Origin of the sequence: Allohoeflea poritis, from assembly GCF_027889715.1 — a bacterium.
GTDB classification, from domain to species: Bacteria; Pseudomonadota; Alphaproteobacteria; order Rhizobiales; family Rhizobiaceae; genus Hoeflea_A; species Hoeflea_A poritis.
Map to the genome: position 1 here is coordinate 267,166 of NZ_JAPJZH010000002.1, position 15,526 is coordinate 282,691.

The 15,526-nt window shown below is 61.4% G+C and carries 12 protein-coding genes; 3 read left to right on the forward strand and 9 right to left on the reverse strand.

Annotated features, from left to right (window positions below; translation table 11 throughout):
* Position 1: 1 nt before the first annotated feature.
* The 9 genes from OOZ53_RS04280 to xylF all read right to left on the reverse strand — a co-directional run bounded on the left by OOZ53_RS04280 (position 2) and on the right by xylF (position 10,849).
* Positions 2 to 829: a carbohydrate ABC transporter permease gene (locus OOZ53_RS04280; RefSeq protein ID WP_271088083.1), complete on the reverse strand. Its 828-nt coding sequence runs from the start codon at positions 827 to 829 to the stop codon at positions 2 to 4.
* Positions 826 to 1,794 carry a carbohydrate ABC transporter permease gene (locus tag OOZ53_RS04285; protein WP_271088084.1) on the reverse strand — a complete coding sequence of 323 codons (969 nt, stop codon included), beginning with the start codon at positions 1,792 to 1,794 and terminating at the stop codon, positions 826 to 828. Before OOZ53_RS04285 ends, OOZ53_RS04280 begins: the two co-directional genes overlap by 4 nt.
* 66 nt (positions 1,795 to 1,860) lie before the next feature.
* Positions 1,861 to 3,114: an ABC transporter substrate-binding protein gene (locus OOZ53_RS04290; RefSeq protein WP_271088085.1), complete on the reverse strand. Its 1,254-nt coding sequence runs from the start codon at positions 3,112 to 3,114 to the stop codon at positions 1,861 to 1,863.
* Positions 3,115 to 3,258: 144 nt separating this feature from the next.
* Positions 3,259 to 4,287: a LacI family DNA-binding transcriptional regulator gene (locus tag OOZ53_RS04295; RefSeq protein ID WP_271088086.1), complete on the reverse strand. Its 1,029-nt coding sequence runs from the start codon at positions 4,285 to 4,287 to the stop codon at positions 3,259 to 3,261.
* 133 nt (positions 4,288 to 4,420) lie between these two features.
* The gene (xylA, locus tag OOZ53_RS04300; protein WP_271088087.1) at positions 4,421 to 5,731 is read right to left on the reverse strand and encodes a xylose isomerase; all 1,311 of its coding nucleotides are present in this window, start codon (positions 5,729 to 5,731) and stop codon (positions 4,421 to 4,423) included.
* Entirely contained in the window at positions 5,731 to 7,176 is a 1,446-nt protein-coding gene (gene xylB / locus OOZ53_RS04305) for a xylulokinase (protein ID WP_271088088.1), read from the reverse strand. Before xylB ends, xylA begins: the two co-directional genes overlap by 1 nt.
* Before the next feature lie 90 nt (positions 7,177 to 7,266).
* Positions 7,267 to 8,049: an ATP-binding cassette domain-containing protein gene (locus OOZ53_RS04310; protein WP_271088288.1), complete on the reverse strand. Its 783-nt coding sequence runs from the start codon at positions 8,047 to 8,049 to the stop codon at positions 7,267 to 7,269.
* Positions 8,050 to 8,373: 324 nt separating this feature from the next.
* On the reverse strand, positions 8,374 to 9,699 hold the full coding sequence (locus OOZ53_RS04315; RefSeq protein ID WP_271088089.1) for a sugar ABC transporter permease: 1,326 nt from the start codon (positions 9,697 to 9,699) through the stop codon (positions 8,374 to 8,376).
* 109 nt (positions 9,700 to 9,808) lie between these two features.
* Entirely contained in the window at positions 9,809 to 10,849 is a 1,041-nt protein-coding gene (gene xylF / locus OOZ53_RS04320; protein ID WP_271088090.1) for a D-xylose ABC transporter substrate-binding protein, read from the reverse strand.
* Between the two features lie 215 nt (positions 10,850 to 11,064).
* Between xylF and OOZ53_RS04325 the strand changes: the two genes are divergently transcribed.
* Genes OOZ53_RS04325 through OOZ53_RS04335 form a run of 3 tightly spaced genes read left to right on the forward strand, consistent with a single transcriptional unit; the run spans position 11,065 to position 15,345 of the window.
* Complete coding sequence (locus OOZ53_RS04325; RefSeq protein WP_271088091.1) at positions 11,065 to 12,306, forward strand: ROK family transcriptional regulator; 1,242 nt, start codon at positions 11,065 to 11,067, stop codon at positions 12,304 to 12,306.
* A complete protein-coding gene (locus OOZ53_RS04330) occupies positions 12,296 to 13,723 on the forward strand; it encodes a di-heme oxidoredictase family protein (RefSeq protein ID WP_271088092.1) in 1,428 nt (475 codons plus the stop codon). Before OOZ53_RS04325 ends, OOZ53_RS04330 begins: the two co-directional genes overlap by 11 nt.
* Complete coding sequence (locus OOZ53_RS04335; RefSeq protein WP_271088093.1) at positions 13,720 to 15,345, forward strand: FG-GAP repeat domain-containing protein; 1,626 nt, start codon at positions 13,720 to 13,722, stop codon at positions 15,343 to 15,345. Before OOZ53_RS04330 ends, OOZ53_RS04335 begins: the two co-directional genes overlap by 4 nt.
* Positions 15,346 to 15,526 lie beyond the last annotated feature (181 nt).

Here is a 15,526-nt window from a genome sequence, read left to right on the forward strand (position 1 = left end):
GTTATCCCTTGACCGAGCCGCCGGTCAGTCCGGCGACGATGTATTTTTGAGCGGCGATGAAGAAAACGACGGCGGGCGTCAGCGTCATGGTCATGAAGGCGAGTGTACGGTTCCACGACGAGATGTATTCGCCGCGATAATCCATCGCGCCCAGCGTCCAGGTGTAGCCGGCCCGATCATTGAGCATGATCAGCGGCAGCAGGTAGTTGTTCCAGCTTTGCACGAACACGAAGACAGCGATGGTCGCCAGGATCGGCGTCGACAGCGGCAGCGTGAAGTAGAAATAGAAGCGGATGTAACCGCAACCGTCTACGCGGGCCGCCTCGAACAATTCCGGCGGCATCTGCTTGAAAAACGTGCGGAAGAACATGATCGAGAAGGCAAGGCCGAAGGCGACCTGCGGCAGGATCACACCCCAGGGCGTATCGAGGATGCCGAGATCGCGCACGGTCAGAAAAAGCGGCATGATGGCCGCCGCAAAGGGAAACATCAGGCCGAGCAGCAGATAGCTGAACAGAAAACGCGAGCCGAAGAACGTCGCCTGCGCGAAGGCATAGGCCGCCATCGAACCGAGGATGAGCGTCAGCGCGACGGTCAGCAGCGAGATTACCAGCGAGTTCCACAGATAGCGCCAGAACTGCGGATCGATGAGGATCTCGCCATAGAACTGCGTGCGCCAAACCTCCGGCAACCCGAACGGCTCCGCGCGCAGCTCTCCATCCGTCTTGAATCCGCCGAGGATCGTCGCCGCCAGCGGAACGAGAATGAGGCTCGAAACCAGCAGAAGGACACAGATGCGCAACGCGCTTCGCCAGGTAAAGCTGCTCATCGGGCGGCCTCCCTTTGTACCGTGTTGCGGTAGACGAAGGCGAAGATGACACCGACCGCGAAGAGGAAGACGCCCACGGCGCTTCCGTAACCGACATTCAGCCGGATGAAGCCGAAATTGTAGAGATAGCTGACGAGCGTGTGGCTGCTGTTGGACGGCCCGCCCGCCGTCATCGGCATGACCAGGTCGAAGACCTGCAGGGCGCCGAGCACCGAATAGAAGATCGATATGGTGATCGCCGGCCATAGCATCGGCAGCTTGACGAAGAAGATGATCTGCAGCGGGCGGGCGCCGTCGATGCGCGCCGCCTCGATCAGGTCCTTCGGGATGCTCTGCAGTCCGGCGATATAGATCATCATGTGGAAGCCGAAATACTTCCACACGATCACCGCGAGGATAGTGTTGAAGGCCCACTGTTTCTCGGCCAGCGGAAAGAAGGCTTTTTGCAGTTCGAACGTGTCGGTAATGACGCGCGACAGACCGAAATTGCCATCGAAGACGAAGCTCCAGATCAAACCGGTCGCAACTTCCGCCAGGATATAGGGCACGAAGAAGATCAGCCGGAAAACTGTATTCGCATAGCTTTTCCGATAGATCATCAGGGCCAGCATCAACGCCAGCGGCAACTGGACCAGCAGCGAGACCGAGATAACCTTGAAAGTATTGGACAGCGCGGTCTGGAAAGCGCTGTGACCGAACATGCGCTCGAAATTGGCCCCTCCGGTCCAGGTGCCGAAACTCTTGCCCGTCGCCTCGTTGAACGCCCAGGGCGCAGGCCCGTAGCCGCTCCACTTGTATGGCGAAAAGAATGCCGCCTCGGCCATCGGGAGCATGACGAAAACGGTAAAGAGCAGGATGGCCGGCGGTAGGAAGATCAGCAGCATCGTGGTCTGACTGCTGAGATCGAACCCCTTTCGTCGGCGTTTGGCGGATCCGACCGTGCTCTGTGTGGAAACCAGTGTCATGGCCCTCGTCTCATTTGGCTGACGGGACGCCCGGCCGACAGCCGGACGTCCCTCCCCGCGGCCCGCCTACTGGAACTGCCGTGTTTCCTCGAGAAGCTTCGCGGCCTCTTCCGGTGTGATGTCGCCCGTCGCCATCTGCGCCGACACATCGTTGATGGCACCGCCCAGGGTGCTGCCGAAGAACTGGTCAAGGAACAGCTGGTGATAGGTCGATGCCCCGCCGATGGCGGCGAACTGCTTGAGGATCGAATCCTTCACCAGACCGCCGGCGGATGGCGCGGTTGGAATGTAGACGCCTTCCGCTGCGGCGCGTTTTTGCGCGTCAGGCCCCATGAAGACCTTGAGGAAATCGATGGCTGCATCCGGCGCATTGCGCGTCAGCACAAAGCCGGAGGCGCCGCCCAGCGTATCGCTGGCCTTGCCCTTGCCGCCTTCGACCATCGGGAACGGAACGACGCCAAGCTGCTCGTTGGAGAGCCCGCCATTGGAGGAAGCGGCGCGCTGCGCGCCGAGATCCCAGTCGCCCATCAGGGTAAAGACCGCGCCGCCATCGCCCCAAAGACCCGTGGCGGCATCATATTTGACGCCCATGAAGCCTTCCTGGAACGGCTCCAGTTCGATCAGGCGCATATATTCCTTGCCGGCGCGCACCCAGTCCTCATTGTCGAAGCCGCCATTCTCGCCGGCGGCCGAGGCGCGAAGGCCGTCCTCGCCCATGATGCGCATGGCGAGCAGCGAATAGTAGAAATGCAACGGCCATTTGTCCTGCCCGCCGACAATGATCGGCGTCACGCCGGCCTCCTTGGCGGTCTTGACCTGGCCGAGGAAATCATCCCAGGTCTTGATCTTTGTCGGATCGACGCCCGCTTTCTTCGCATTGTCCTTGTTGTACCAGATGGCGACGTTCTGGGACGCCTCGGGCGCACCGTAGAACTTGCCGTTATAGGACAGCGCGGCCATACCGCCCGCCGAAAGGTCCTTCTTCCATTCAGCGGCAATGTCGTCGGGAATGGGCCTCAGAAAGCCCTGATCGGCCTGCTCGTAAAATACGCCGCCGCTCCATGAGAAAAACAGGTCCGGCGCGGCGTCGGATTGCAGCAGCGTCGGCAGTTTCTGCTTGAAGGCCTCGTCCTCCATGAATTCGACTTCGACGTTAACCCCCGGATTGGCCTTGTTGTATTCCGCCACCACGTCCAGATAGAGCTGTTTCCACGGCTCTACATCCCGGTTGATGGACAGAACCTTGACCGTTTCCTCGGCGAGCGCGGAGCCGGTCAGAAGACCGCCGGCGATCAGGCATGTTGTGAGCAGTTTCTTCATGAGATCCTCCTGTTTCTCATTTTGCCCGCGCCGGTTTCGGCGCAGAGTTCTTCCTGGTTCGGACAAAGGAAGCCCCTGCCGATCCGGTCGCTGTGACCGTCGTGCCGTCTTCCTGCCGTCGATTTGGGATGGATCGCTTCTAGCTCATGGCAGATTGTCCGCCAGGTAGATATCGATCCTGATTTTTTCCTGTGCTTCGATGATCGGCCGACCGCTGCAGAACGCCGTCAATACGCGCACCGCGCTGCGCGCAATGTGGCCTGTGTCCTGGTTGATGACCGCATCGACCGTTCCGTCGGCCAGTCCTCGTCGCGTATGCTCGGACAATTCGTGCATGAGCACCACAAGCCCGTCGGATTTGCCGAGGTCTGCAAGCACTTCAAGGATGCCGACATTTCCCGCGGCGGCGGAATAAAGGCCGACAAGATCGTCATGCTTTTCCAGAAGACGCCGCGTGATGACTGCATTGTGCGTGTGCAAGCTGTCTCCCTCCTCGATCGGAAGGATGCGCAATCCCGGAAACCGGGCGCGCAGGATCTGCTCGAATCCGAAGTAGCGGTCGACATGATCGCGCATGCGCAAGGAACCTGCGATGACACCGACGGTGCCCTTTTTCTTGCCCGCGAACCGACCCATCAGCGTGCCGGCGACCCGGCCGGCTGCGACATTGTCGATACCGACGAAATGATGCCGCTTCGAAGTGGGTATGTCGGAAACAAGCGTGACGACCTTGACACCGCGTTCGACGACCCGGTCGATCGCCTGCCGCACGCCGGGCGCGTCGACGGCAAAAAGCGCAAGGCCGTCATATTTCTCGGCGGTCACCGCGTCGATCTCGCGAATGAGCGCCAAATTGTCACGCAGGTCGATACGCTGCGTATCGTTGATCACATTGATCTCGTCGCTCACACGGGCAGCGGTCCGCACCGATGTACAGATCGCCTTGGCGAAACTCGTATTGACCTTGGGAAGCAGGAACAGGAAGCGCAGCGTACGCTTGGGCGCTTCCATGAGGTCGCCTGGCAACTGTCCGAAACCGAGCTCATGAATGGCCGCCCTGACCCGTTCGCGAGCCTTTTCGCTAACGCCGGAACGATTGTGCAGAACACGGTCGACGGTCGCGGTGCTCATGCCTGCCAGCGCTGCCGGATCCTGAACGGTTGCTTTTCGCATTGTTCCTCCCGATCCGAAATTACGGGAGTGGGAACCGGGCAACAATGGCTGCTTCATGAAAAAACATCATGATTTTGATTGATTACAATCAAAATCATGATGGGAATCCTTGGCAACCTAAAGGCGTGTTTTCTCAGACGTAGCGGTTGACGACGTTTTCCAGGAATTCCTGGCGGCCGGAACGCGGCGACGGGTTGATGTTCTCGGCCTCGACCCGCGCCGCGATCGCCTCAAGACCCATATTTCCGGCCAGCATCTGTTGCGCGGCTTCCCCGTTCCAACCCTCGTAACGCGCGTCGACAAACTCCGAAAGAACCCCGTCCTCGATCATCGCCGCTGCGGCTTTCAGGCCGCGAGCACAGCAATCCATGCCGCCGATATGGGCCATCAGCAGATCTTCCGGATCGAGCGACTGGCGCCGCAGCTTGGCGTCGAAATTCGTGCCGCCTGTGGTAAATCCACCGCCCCTGAGGACATGGTAATAGGCCAGCGCCATTTCCGGTACATTGTTGGGGAACTGGTCGGTATCCCAGCCCGACTGGTAGTCGTTGCGGTTCATGTCGATGGAGCCGAAGATGCCCAGCGCATTGGCCGTCGCCAGCTCATGCTCGAAGGAATGCCCGGCAAGGATCGCGTGGCCCTGCTCGATATTGACGCGCACCTCGTTTTCCAGCCCGTAACGCTTCAGGAAGCCGTAGACCGTCGCGACGTCATAGTCGTACTGGTGCTTGGTCGGCTCCTGCGGTTTCGGCTCGATCAGGATCGTGCCGGAAAAGCCGATGTTGTGCTTGTATTCGACCACCAGGTTGAGAAAGCGGCCAAGCTGGTCGAGTTCCCGGCCCATATCGGTGTTGAGCAGCGTCTCGTAGCCCTCGCGCCCGCCCCACAGCACGTAGTTCTCGCCGCCGAGGCGGTGTGTCGCATCGATGCAGGTCTTCACCGTTGCCGCCGCGAAGGCGAACACATCGGGATCCGGATTGGTGGCCGCGCCGGCCATGTAGCGGCGGTTGGAAAAGAGATTTGCAGTGCCCCAGAGCAGCTTGACGCCGGTCTGCGTCTGCTTTTCGGCGAAATAGTCGACGATCGTATTCAGATTGCGGGTGTTTTCAGCGAAATCGGCGCCCTCCGGACGCACATCGGCGTCATGGAAGCAGTAATACGGAACGCCGAGAATGCTGAACATGTCGAACGCCACGTCGGCTTTCAGATAGGCATTCTCCATCGTGTCGCCGAACCACGGACGTTCGAATGTCTGACCGCCGAACGGATCGCCGCCGGGCCAGCAGAAATTGTGCCAGTAACAGGCGGCGAAGCGCAGATGGTCTTCCATGCGCTTGCCCATGACCTCTTCGTTCGGATCGTAGTGACGAAACGCCAGCGGGTTGATGCTGTCCGGCCCTTCATGGGCGACACGCTCGATATTGCCGAAAAAATCCGTCTTCATCACATGGTGCTCCGTATGGCCGGATAGGTCTTCCGGTATTGCTGATAGGCTTCCTCATAGGCCGGGCGCAGCGCCTTATCCGGCTCGATCGATCGGTCGATATCCGGCGGCATGCAGGCGGCCAGCGATGCCGTTCCGCCCGCCAGCATGCCGAGCCGAGCCGCGCCGAACGCCGCGCCGACATCGCCGGCAACCGGCACGTCGACGGGGATGTCGAGCGCGGTGGCAATGGTGCGCAGCCAGTATTGCGAGCGCGAACCGCCGCCGCTCGCCGTCAGACGCCGAATGTCGGTGCCGGCGGCGGACAAGGCCTCGATACTATCGCGAAAAGCGAACGCGACGCCCTGCAGGATGGACGCGGTGATCGCCGCCCGGTCGGTCCCGTGGGAAATCCCGGTCAGCGCGCCGCGAATCGCAGCATCGTTGTGCGGCGTTCGCTCTCCGGATAAAAACGGCAGGAACAATCCCTGCGGCGCGCGCAATTCGTCGCCGAGTTCATCCGTCAGCGCGGCGGCCGATTGGCCGACGAGAACCGCAAACCAGTTGAGGCTGTCCGTCGCCGACAGGATGACACCCATCTGGTGCCAGCTTCCCGGAGCCGCATGGCAGAATGTGTGCACGGCGCTTTCCGCATTGGGCCGATAGGAGTCATTCGCCGCGAACACGACACCGGAAGTTCCAAGAGACACGAACGCCGCGCCCTCGCCAACCGTGCCCATGCCGATCGCGGTTGCGGCATTGTCTCCGGCGCCGCCAGCTACAACGGTCCCGGGCTTGATGTCCCATTCGGCGGCAAGGTCTGCCCGCAAACCGCCACTCGCCTGCATGCCTTCCACCAGCCGCGGCATCTGGCGCATATCCATCTGCGAAGCCGCCAGCAGGTCCGGCGACCAGCGCCGCTGACCCACATCGAGCCAGCTCGTTCCCGACGCATCGGACATCTCCGATACCTTTTCGCCCGTCAGCCAGAGGCGCAGATAGTCCTTCGGCAGCAGGACCGAGGCGACTTTCGCAAAGATATCCGGCTCGTTGTTGCGCACCCACATGAGTTTGGGCGCCGTAAAGCCGGGAAAGACGATGTTTCCGGAGATCGCGCGGAATTGCGGATCGGCATCGAGCAAAGCGGCTTCTTCATGGGCCCGCGTATCGTTCCACAAAATGCAGGGTCGCAGGACCCGGTCGGCCGGATCCAGAAGGGTGGCCCCGTGCATCTGCCCGGAGAGCCCGATGCCCTTGACCTCGGCAATTTCGGCAGGATGCTTTTGCCTCAACTTTCCGACAGCCGCGCCCGTCGCCGAAATCCAGTCGGCGGGGTCCTGTTCCGACCAGCCGGGGGCCGGCCGGGAAACCTTCAGATCCGCCGTCGCCGAGGCAACGATCTTCTGCGCCCCGTCAATGATCAGCGCCTTGACGCCTGACGTGCCGAGGTCGATTCCGAGATACATTCTTCCTCCCATGGACGGACCGGATCAGCCATCGCGTTGCAACGGCCGCGCGTCCTGCCTTGCGTTTGTCCCGGATGGCGCCGGGACGGATCAGCTCGAAAGCGCCCCGGGGCCCGGCGTCGCGCCGGGCGGGCACTTTCCGAGAATGATCATGCCGAGCACCTCGTCCTTGTCGACATCCTCGGTCCGCGCCGTGCCGACAACCTGACCGTTCTTCATCACCGCCACGCGGTCGGCGAGATCGAACACGTCGTGAATGTCGTGACTGATCAGGAAGATGCCGATGCCTTCCGATTTGAGCTGCAGGATCAGCTCGGACACCTGTGCGGTCTCCTCCGGTCCCAGCGCCGCGGTCGGCTCGTCCATGATCAGGATGCGGGCGTTGAACAGGATCGCCCGGGCGATGGCAACCGACTGCCGCTGACCGCCGGACAACGCCTTGACCGGGTCCTTGAAACGCTGGAAGCGCGGGTTGAGACGCCCCATCACCTCCCGCGCCTTCGCCTCCATCGCCACATCGTCCAGCGTTCCCCAGGGCGTGAGCAGCTCGCGCCCGAGATAGAGATTGGCGGCGGTGTCGACATTATCGGCAAGCGCCAGCGTCTGGTAGATCGTCTCGATGCCGTAGCCCTTGGCGTCGCGCGGATTGTTGATCGTCGCCAGTTTGCCGTCGATATGGATCTCGCCATTGTCGCGCTGATAGGCGCCCGAAAGGATCTTGATCAGCGTCGACTTGCCGGCGCCGTTGTGGCCGAGCAGACCGACCACCTCGCCCGGATGCAGATCCACCGACGCATCGTCGACAGCGTGGATGCCGCCAAACGAGATCGACATGTTGCGCATTTCGACCAGGGGCTGTGTTGCTGTTTCCATGCTCATGATTTCCTCCCCTGACCTAGAGCGAGTTGTGATTAGATTGAAGCATTTGACCGTGGCGATTTTGGTCACTGGCTAGGCGGGTTGCGCGCCGTGGTGCTTCCCCACCACAAGCGCGAGCCAACGACGCCAGGGGCCAAAATCGCCCGGCCCATTCCATATTCGTTTCCAACATCTTCTCCCCTTTCAAGGGTGGGGAAAATCGGCCCATCGGACGTCGTTGCGCCGCTCGCCCGATGCGCTGCATCGCGCTGCGCGACGCGCCTCGCCGAATGAACCGATTTTCCGCCATCAAATGCATCAATCTAATCACAACTCGCTCTAATGCTGAGACCGGCGGTAAAGCGAGTCGAGCCAGACCGCGATCACCAGAACGACGCCGACAACGATGTTCTGCAGCGGCGTATCGAGACCCATCAGCACCATGCCCGACTGCAACGATTGCATGACCAGAGCACCGATCATGGCGCCGGCGATGGTCCCCACGCCGCCGGCAAGCGACGTGCCGCCGATAACGGCTGCCGCGATGGTCAGCAATTCGTCGAGCGTTCCCTGCGCGTTGGTCGCCGCATTGAGGCGGGCCGTGGAGATGGCCGCGGCGATGGCGCACAATATGCCCATGATGATGAAGATCTTCATCGTCACCCAGCGCGTGTTGATGCCGGCCAGATCGGTCGCCTCCGGATTGCCGCCAAGGGCGAACACGTAACGGCCGAAGCGCGTGCGCGTTGCCAGGAATGTCATGACGATGCCGACGCAGATGGCGACGAGAACCGGGATTGCGACACCGTGACCGATGAGGATCTCGGTCGCTTCGCCCTCAAGCAGCCCGGCCTGGATATGCCGGCGCACAATACCGATCGGCCAGTAATAGATATTGGCGATGAAGACGGCGCCGAGCACCAGGAAACATCCGAGCGCGGCGAGAAATGTCTCGGCCCAGACCGGCCGCAGCGGAAACTGGAAACGCTTGCGCTGGCGGCGGGCAATGACGATCATCGCGACGATCGCCACGCAGGCGATCAGCCCGACGATCCAGCTCGCGATCTCGCCGACCGAGCCCGCCGGTCCACCGCCCAGAAGGCGGAAATTCGAATCCATGGGCGCGACCGTGCGTCCGGACGTCACCCACCAGGCCGCGCCGCGCCAGACCAGCAGGCCGCCGAGCGTGACGATGAAGGCCGGCACGCCCATATAGGCAATGACATAACCGTGCAGCGCGCCGATGGCCGCACCGACGGCGATGCCGACGGCCAATGCGATAACCCACGTGAACGGATTGTCGAAACCGATATAAGCGGGCAGGATCTCGGCCTGCGTCACCGCCATGATCATGCCGACAAATCCGAGAATGGAACCGACGGACAGGTCGATATTGCGCGTCACGATGATCAGCACCATGCCGGTCGCCATGACCGCAACAGACGCCGTCTGTACAGACAGGTTCCACAGGTTTCGCGGCGTCAGGAACAGACCGCCGGAGAAGATGTCGAACAGGATCCAGATAATCAGCAAAGCGCCGATCATGCCCAGCATGCGCGTGTCGAGTTCAGTCGCCTTGATGAAACGACCGACAATCGATAGTTCGGAATGGCGTGCGGTATCAGTTGCTGTTGCGGTCGTTTGAGGTTCCGATTGGTCCGTCATGACGGCTCCCCCCAATGGAATTAGTGCGATCTGTGATCGCTCAAGTTCAGAAAAAGCGCCGCGACCGGCACGGATCGCGGCGCTTTTCTATTCGCCGAGGCTGTGCGGTTTAGTTACAGGCTGCGACCGTACCCGATGCAACACCCTGGCAAACCACGTCCTTGCCGATCCATCCGGCATCGATCACCACGTCGAGATTATCCTTGGTGATCGGCACAGGCGCAAGGAAGATGGCGTTCATTTCGACACCATTCGGCCCACCGGACCATTTGACGGCACCAGGAACGTCCGCCATGGCCGTGCCATCGGCCAGCACAGATGCGACAACGGCGGCGTTCTTGCCGAGCTCGCGGGCATCCTTCCACACCGATACGGTCTGGGTTCCGAGTGCGACGCGGTTCAGCGCGGCATGGTCGCCGTCCTGGCCGGAAACCGGAACGCTGCCGTCGAGCCCCTGCGCGGAAAGCGCGGCAACGACACCGCCGGCTGTTCCGTCATTGGAGGCAACGACCGCGTCGACATTGTTATTGTTGGCCGTCAGGATCTGTTCCATGTTCTTCTGGGCGTTTTCAGGCTTCCACCCGTCCGTGTAGGCTTCGCCGACATTCTTGACCTTGCCGGCATCCATGGCTTCCTTCAGCACTTCCATCTGCCCGGAAAACAGGAAATCCGCATTCGGGTCCGCGGACGAGCCCTTGATGAAGGCGTAGTTGCCTTCCGGCATGGCAGCGAAGACGGCGCGGGCCTGCATGCGGCCGACTTCCTTGTTGTCGAAGGTGATGTAGAAGGCTTCCGGATTTTCGATCAGCCGGTCATAGCCGACGACCGGAATGCCCTCCGCCGAGGCCTTCTCGACAGCCGGCCCGATGGCGCCAGCGTCCTGCGCCAGGATGATCAGCGCGTCGGCACCCTGTGAGATCAGCGATTCGACATCGGTGAGCTGCTTGGCGGCGGATGACTGGGCATCGGCCGAAATATACTTGTTGCCGGCGGCCTCGATAGCGGCCTTCATGGCGGCTTCATCCGTCTTCCAGCGTTCTTCCTGGAAGTTCGACCAGGATACGCCGATCGTCTTGCCATCGGCGAACGCGGCGCCTGCGGATGTAGCAGCAAACACCGCACCGATGAGTGCGGCCTTGAGAATTTTCATTTTTCAGTACCTCCCGGTGAGTGGATCACCGCCCCGACGGATCGAAGCAACGAGCCACGCTTCAAATGAGCCATTTAATTCGAGGCTCGAAAAAAATAGTGACTTAATCGCAAAGCTGTGTCAACTTGAAAATTGAAGCGCCTTAAGTTGTTGTATTGCAGCAATATTTTTTTGCAATGCAGCAAAATATGCGCCAATGGGAGGAATTGGAAGCCGTGGTCGAATTGGGACGATCGGACGACGTGCGAAAGCGCAACCGCAGCCGCATCCTGGCTGCCTTGCGCCGCAACGGCCCGATGTCCAGAAAGAGCATTTGCGCCAAGACCGGGCTCAGCGCCTCGACGGTTTCGGCGATCACGTCGGAACTGATCGACGAGGCCATCCTGGTCGTACCCGGCAAGGAAGGCTCGGCAAGCCTCGGCCGCGGCCGCCCGCAGGTCCGGCTGGCGCTCAATCCCGGGGCGGCGCTGGTCGCTTCCGCGGTCGTCCAGCTCGACCGGGTGTCCGCGACCATTTCCGACTATGCCGGTCGGCGCATCGCAGAAATCGACCAGCCTTTCCGTGCGCGGCGCGCCTCACCCGAGGAATTTCAGATCATGCTGATCGATACAATTCGCCGGGCAATGTCGGAACTTCCCGCAGACGCGGGCAAACTCAAGCGCATCCGGCTAGGCGTTCAGGGCGTCACCGATGTCGAGGGAACGGCCATGTTGTGGTCGCCGATCACACAGCACCGCAATCTCGGCTTCAAGGCCATGCTGGAACCGGAATTTGATGCGCATGTGAAGCTGTCCAACGACTGCTCCATGATTGCCCGGGCTCTGCACTGGCGCGATCCGGTCCGCTTCAATCGCAACTATGCCGCTGTACTGTTGTCCCATGGCATCGGTATGGGCCTGATTCTGAATGGCGAACCGGTCAGCGGCATACGCTCGTCGGGCACCGAATTCGGACACCTGTCGCACGTTCCCGACGGTGCGCTTTGCCGCTGCGGCCGCCACGGGTGCATTGAAGCCTATGCGGGCGATTACGCCATCTATCGCCGCGCCAGGGCAGCCAGCGAAAAAGACAGGCCGCGAAACGATATCGGCCCCGCCGAGATGAGCGCAGTGCATGAGGCCGCCATTGCCGGCGACCGCGACGCACTGAAGGCCTATGAGGACGCCGGCCGGGCGCTCGGCACCGGTCTGGCGGACATGTATGCCCTGGTGGATTCCTTTCCGGTCGCCTTTGTCGGAAAGGGAACCGAGGCCTTCGAGTTCATCGAAAGGTCCCTGCGCGAGGCCATCGGCGCGACCAAGCTCGATGTGGTTGCCGAGAAGATCGAGATCCACTGCTTTCCGGACGAAAAACCCCTGATCGTCGAGGGCTGCACGATGACCGCCCTGCTGGAACTGGATGAATTGTTCGCCCGGGCAACGGAACGGGCAATCGAGGTGGAAGACAATGCCGTATAGAGTACTGCTTGTCGCGGGCGCCGCTGTTTTAGCGCTCCTTGCCGGCGCCGCGCTTGCCGAAAACAACCCATCGCCATGGGATGAGCGGACCATCGGTGAGCAAACAAGGCAGGCGGATTACTCAGGCCGGCTTTCCGATGAAGAACTGAAGGCTCTGATTGAGCGGGGCGAACACCTCTTTACCGCCAAGTTCACGACCATGGACGGCGTCGGCCGTCCCATGGCGACGCAGGCCATTATCCCTACAAAACGCAAGCGGCCGGTTCCGCAAGCATTTCAACGGCTTCCGGGGATGGATTCAAACGCCTGTTCATCCTGCCACAATGATCCGATTGTCGGCGGCGCCGGCGATTTCGTCACCAATGTGTTCGTATCGGAAGGCTTTACCAATGCCGATTTCGACAGCACCGATCCGCAATTTTCCAACGAGCGCAACACCAACCACGTCTTGGGCGCAGGCCTGATCGAGCTTCTGGCCCGGGAAATGACGGCAGACCTGCAGGCACAGCGCACCGAGGCGCTTGTTCGGGCGCGGTCCACGGGCGAGCCTCAAACCGTCCGGCTGACGACCAAGGGCGTCGAATTCGGCAAGATCACCGCGGAGCCGGACGGCATTGTCGATCTGTCCGGCATCGACGGCGTCGACACCGATCTCGTCATCCGCCCGTTCAGTCAGAAGGGCGTCATCGGCTCTCTGCGTCAGTTCACCGTCAATGCACTGAACCACCACCACGGCATACAGGCCGTCGAACGTTTCGGACCGCGCTGGACCGGGCAGGACGATTTCGACGAGGACGGCATCGCCGCCGAAATGGGCGCCGGCGACGTCTCGGCGCTGGTTGCCTGGCAGGCGAGCCGCCCCCCGCCGACGCAGATCACGCCCGATCAAACGCAATGGCAGCGGATGTCGGAGCGCGGCAGCACCATATTCGAGGATATCGGCTGCAGTGACTGCCACCGCCCCGCCCTGCCGTTAAACAGCCTCGAATTCGCCGATCCGGGCCCCGTCGACGGCGCCGGAACCTTGCGGCAGACCGAGATTGCGGACGGCGCTGTCTATGATCTCGCTTTGCTGGACTGGGCGGAAACGCTGCCGCGCGACGAGAGCGGCGCGGTTCTGGTGCCGCTTTTCGGCGACCTGAAGCGCCATAAGATCGCCGACCAGCAGGTCTCCGCGCTCGGCAATGAACTGCTCGGCCAGCGCTTCGTCGATCGCGATGTCTTCATGACCGGTGAATTATGGGGCATCGCCTCGACAGACCCCTACGGCCACCGGGGCGACCTCACCACGCTCGACGAGGTGATCCGGGTACATGGCGGCGCCGGCCGCGCTGCCCGCGACCGCTATATCGCACTCGGCGACGACGACCGGGAAGCACTGATCGCGTTTTTGAAAACACTGGTAATCACGCCATGAAGAATTCACCGCTTTTCGCCGCACTGCTTGCACTTTGCCCGGCGGCCGCAACGGCGGCGGAACCGGCGATGGACATCCCGGTTCTCGCCGAGCAGGCCCGCGAAGCCGGTATCGCACATGTCTATGGCGGGCCCTGGGAGTATTTCGTCGGCGGCGGGGCGGCGTCCTTCGACTGCAATGGCGACCGCTATCCGGACCTGATGCTTGCCGGCGGAACCGGCCAGACACGCCTTTTCGTCAACCGTAGCGCCAGAGCAGCAGCCCTGAAGTTCGAGGCCAGGGATCTGGACCTTGCCGAAAGCGACCTGCGGAACGTCACCGGCCTCTACCCGATCGATTTCGACAATGACGGCTATCGCGACGTGGTCCTGCTGCGGGTGGGACGCAACATTCTTCTGAAAGGCGGCGAGGACTGCAGCTTCACAAACGCCAACCGCGAATTCGCTTTCGATGGCGGCCGCGCCTGGACCACCGCCTTCGCCGCCACATTCGAAGGCGACGCCCCCTACCCGACCCTTGCATTCGGCAACTATGTCGACCGTTCCGCGCCGGGTTCGCCCTGGGGCACTTGCCATGACAATATGCTGCACAGGCCGCAGCCCGGTGAACGGCTTTCCTATGCCGAGCCGAACGCGCTGTCGCCCGGCTTTTGCGCCCTGTCGATGATCTTCACCGACTGGAACCGGTCAGGCACACCGTCGCTGCGCGTGACCAATGACCGGCACTACTATCGTGACGGCGAGGAACAGTTATGGCGCATCGATCCCGGCAAGCTGCCGCGCCTTTACCGCCGCTCCGATGGCTGGAAGCGCATCAACATCTGGGGCATGGGCATAGCCGAAGGCGATATCGATGCCGACGGCTTTCCCGAATATGCGCTGACATCAATGGGCGATACAAAGCTGCAGACGCTTGACGAGGAAGCCGAGGAAGGGCGGCCCGCCTATCGCGACATCGCCTATGAGCGCGGCGCAACGGCCCACCGCCCCTATACCGGCGACGATCTGCGCCCCTCCACCGGCTGGCATTCGGAATTCGCCGACTTTAACAATGACGGCCTGCTGGACCTCTACATCGCCAAGGGCAATGTCGAGGAAATGCCCGATTTCGCCGCCTTCGATCCGGACAATCTCCTGCTCGGGCAGCACGACGGCACTTTCTTTGAAGCCGGGCACCTGTCGGGCATCAATCTCGACCGGCGCGGACGCGGCGCCGTCATTGCCGATTTCGATCTCGACGGCCATCTCGACCTGCTGGTCGTCAACCGGGAAGCACCGGTCAGCCTGTTCCGCAATCGCGGCGGCAAGACCGGCTGGGGAACGAGGCCGATGGGCAACTGGCTTCAAATCGAACTGCGACAGAGTGGCGCCAACAGAAACGCCGTCGGCGCGACGATCCTAGTGAAATCCGGCAATGAAACACGGCTGCGCAAGATCCAGGCCGGTGGCGGCCATGCTTCCGGACACGCCGGTTTCATCCATGTCGGAACGGGTGTCGCCGAAAGAGCCCAGATCCGCATTCAATGGCCCGATGGGGAGTGGAGCCCCGCCTATCGCGTGTTTGCCAACAATTTCGTGGTGATCGAACGCGGAAGCAGTGAAGCGCGCTACTGGTACCCTTGAGCGGGACAAAAAAATGGGGTGATCCGGCGCGATGGACCACCCCATTTCAGAGCTCTCAAGCAGTGACAAGCACTGCCAGATCGCCAAATACAATATGTACACTTTTTCGATGTACACGCGATAAGTAAACGCCTGTTAACGACATCAAATGGTCTGAAAACGACAAATTGACAGGATTCTG

Bases quoted from the DNA above. Each gene is read 5' to 3' on its own strand.
- OOZ53_RS04280 (WP_271088083.1), bottom strand. From the start codon at position 829: ATGAGCAGCTTTACCTGGCGAAGCGCGTTGCGCATCTGTGTCCTTCTG.
- OOZ53_RS04285 (WP_271088084.1), bottom strand. From the start codon at position 1,794: ATGACACTGGTTTCCACACAGAGCACGGTCGGATCCGCCAAACGCCGA.
- OOZ53_RS04290 (WP_271088085.1), bottom strand. From the start codon at position 3,114: ATGAAGAAACTGCTCACAACATGCCTGATCGCCGGCGGTCTTCTGACC.
- OOZ53_RS04295 (WP_271088086.1), bottom strand. From the start codon at position 4,287: ATGCGAAAAGCAACCGTTCAGGATCCGGCAGCGCTGGCAGGCATGAGC.
- xylA (WP_271088087.1), bottom strand. From the start codon at position 5,731: ATGAAGACGGATTTTTTCGGCAATATCGAGCGTGTCGCCCATGAAGGG.
- xylB (WP_271088088.1), bottom strand. From the start codon at position 7,176: ATGTATCTCGGAATCGACCTCGGCACGTCAGGCGTCAAGGCGCTGATC.
- OOZ53_RS04310 (WP_271088288.1), bottom strand. From the start codon at position 8,049: ATGGAAACAGCAACACAGCCCCTGGTCGAAATGCGCAACATGTCGATC.
- OOZ53_RS04315 (WP_271088089.1), bottom strand. From the start codon at position 9,699: ATGACGGACCAATCGGAACCTCAAACGACCGCAACAGCAACTGATACC.
- xylF (WP_271088090.1), bottom strand. From the start codon at position 10,849: ATGAAAATTCTCAAGGCCGCACTCATCGGTGCGGTGTTTGCTGCTACA.
- OOZ53_RS04330 (WP_271088092.1), top strand. From the start codon at position 12,296: ATGCCGTATAGAGTACTGCTTGTCGCGGGCGCCGCTGTTTTAGCGCTC.
- OOZ53_RS04335 (WP_271088093.1), top strand. From the start codon at position 13,720: ATGAAGAATTCACCGCTTTTCGCCGCACTGCTTGCACTTTGCCCGGCG.